The sequence below is a fragment of the Acrocarpospora sp. B8E8 genome (assembly GCF_039871605.1).
GTDB lineage: Bacteria > Actinomycetota > Actinomycetes > Streptosporangiales > Streptosporangiaceae > Acrocarpospora > Acrocarpospora macrocephala.
The window spans coordinates 1-1,458 of record NZ_JBDPLV010000198.1 but is presented as its reverse complement, the minus strand read 5'-3'; the positions used below and the strand labels follow the sequence as shown (position 1 = coordinate 1,458).

General features: G+C 67.4%; 2 protein-coding genes. Both read left to right on the top strand.

Annotated features, from left to right (window positions below; translation table 11 throughout):
* Positions 1–102 precede the first annotated feature (102 nt).
* Entirely contained in the window at positions 103–936 is an 834-nt protein-coding gene (locus ABGB08_RS54570) for an IS5 family transposase (RefSeq protein WP_347608504.1), read from the top strand.
* Complete coding sequence (locus ABGB08_RS54565; RefSeq protein ID WP_347608502.1) at positions 933–1,379, top strand: hypothetical protein; 447 nt, start codon at positions 933–935, stop codon at positions 1,377–1,379. Before ABGB08_RS54570 ends, ABGB08_RS54565 begins: the two co-directional genes overlap by 4 nt.
* Positions 1,380–1,458: the final 79 nt, after the last annotated feature.

Below are 1,458 nucleotides of genomic sequence, written 5' to 3'. Positions count from 1 at the left end.
AGAGTGCGTTCCGCGAGCATATGCCTGTGATGTCGCAGTGTGATCGTATGGATTTGTAGCGTTACCGCCGGTCGGTGGGCTCGGATGTGCTGGGATGGCCGGGTGACCGAGCGCAAGCCGTACCCCAGCGACTTGTCCGACGCGGAGTGGGCCTTGATCGAGCCCGTGCTCACCGCGTGGAAGGCCGCCCACCCCTCCGTCAGCGGCCACGAGGGCAACTACGAGTTACGAGAGATCGTCAACGCCATCCGCTACCAGGGACGAACCGGCGTTCAATGGGACTTTCTCCCGCATGACCTGCCACCCAAGAGCGCGACGTACTACTACTTCGGCAAGTGGCGCGACGACGGCACCGACAAAGTGATCCACGACCTGCTGCGCTGGCATCTGCGCGAGAAGAAGAAACGATTAGCCGACCCGAGCCTGGTCGTGCTGGACACCCAGAGCGTCCACGCCGCGGCCGGGGTTCCCGCCTCCACGACCGGACGGGATGCCGCGAAAAGGGTACCGGGGAGAAAACGGGGCCTGGCGGTGGACGTGCTGGGCCTGGTCATCGCCGTGGTCGTGCTGGCCGCCTCGGCCCACGAGAACACCGCCGGGATCGCCCTGCTGGACCGGGTCGCCGCCGGCACCGACGGCGCGGTGACCAAAGCGCTGGCCGACCAGGGGTTCAAGAACACGGTCGTCGCCTATGGCGCCGGCCTGGGGATCGACGTGGAGATCGTCGAACGCAACCCCGCCGACAAGGGGTTCGTCCCCCAGCCGAAGAGATGGGTCGTCGAGCAGACCTACGGCATCTTGATGTTCCACCGGCGTCTGGTCCGCGACTTCGAGCACCTTCCGGCCAGTTCCGAATCACGGGTGTATTGGGCGATGACGGACGTGATGTCCCGCCGCCTGACCCGTGGCACGTCCCCGTCATGGCGGTGGACATGACCCGGCCCGACGCCGGGCAGGCCGACCCCGGCACCTGGCTCCTGGACCGGATCGACGCCCGCGAACAAGCCCTGACCTGCCAGATCGAGCAGACCCAGGCGGAAATCGACACGCTCACCGCGCGTCTGAGCGAACTCAGCCAGGCGATCGAGCACCTGCGGATCAGCCGCAAGACCCTCATCTCCCTCGCCGGCGAAGATCCCGCCCCGACCCAAGCGGACGCGCCACCTCCCGCTGTCCCCGAGCACCCGGCCTACCAGCAGATCCTCACCGTCTTCGCCGCGGTCGGCGGCTCCCTGCGCGCCCGGGACCTGGCCAGGGCAATGGGCCTGCCCCTGACGCAGAACGACATCCAGAACGTCCGCGCCAAGCTCAAACGCCTGGCCGGCCGTGGCATCCTCGTCGAGACCGAGCCGGGATTGTTCACCCAGCCGCGCCCATAGCCCGAACGGCGAGCCTCCGACCAGCCGACCTATCCCAATCCCATCGACAAAAGGGGCATCAGCTCGCGGAACGCACTCT

What these genes read in the sequence shown, in the direction of transcription:
- ABGB08_RS54565 (WP_347608502.1), top strand. Translation starts at nt 933, where the DNA reads ATGACCCGGCCCGACGCCGGGCAGGCCGACCCCGGCACCTGGCTCCTG.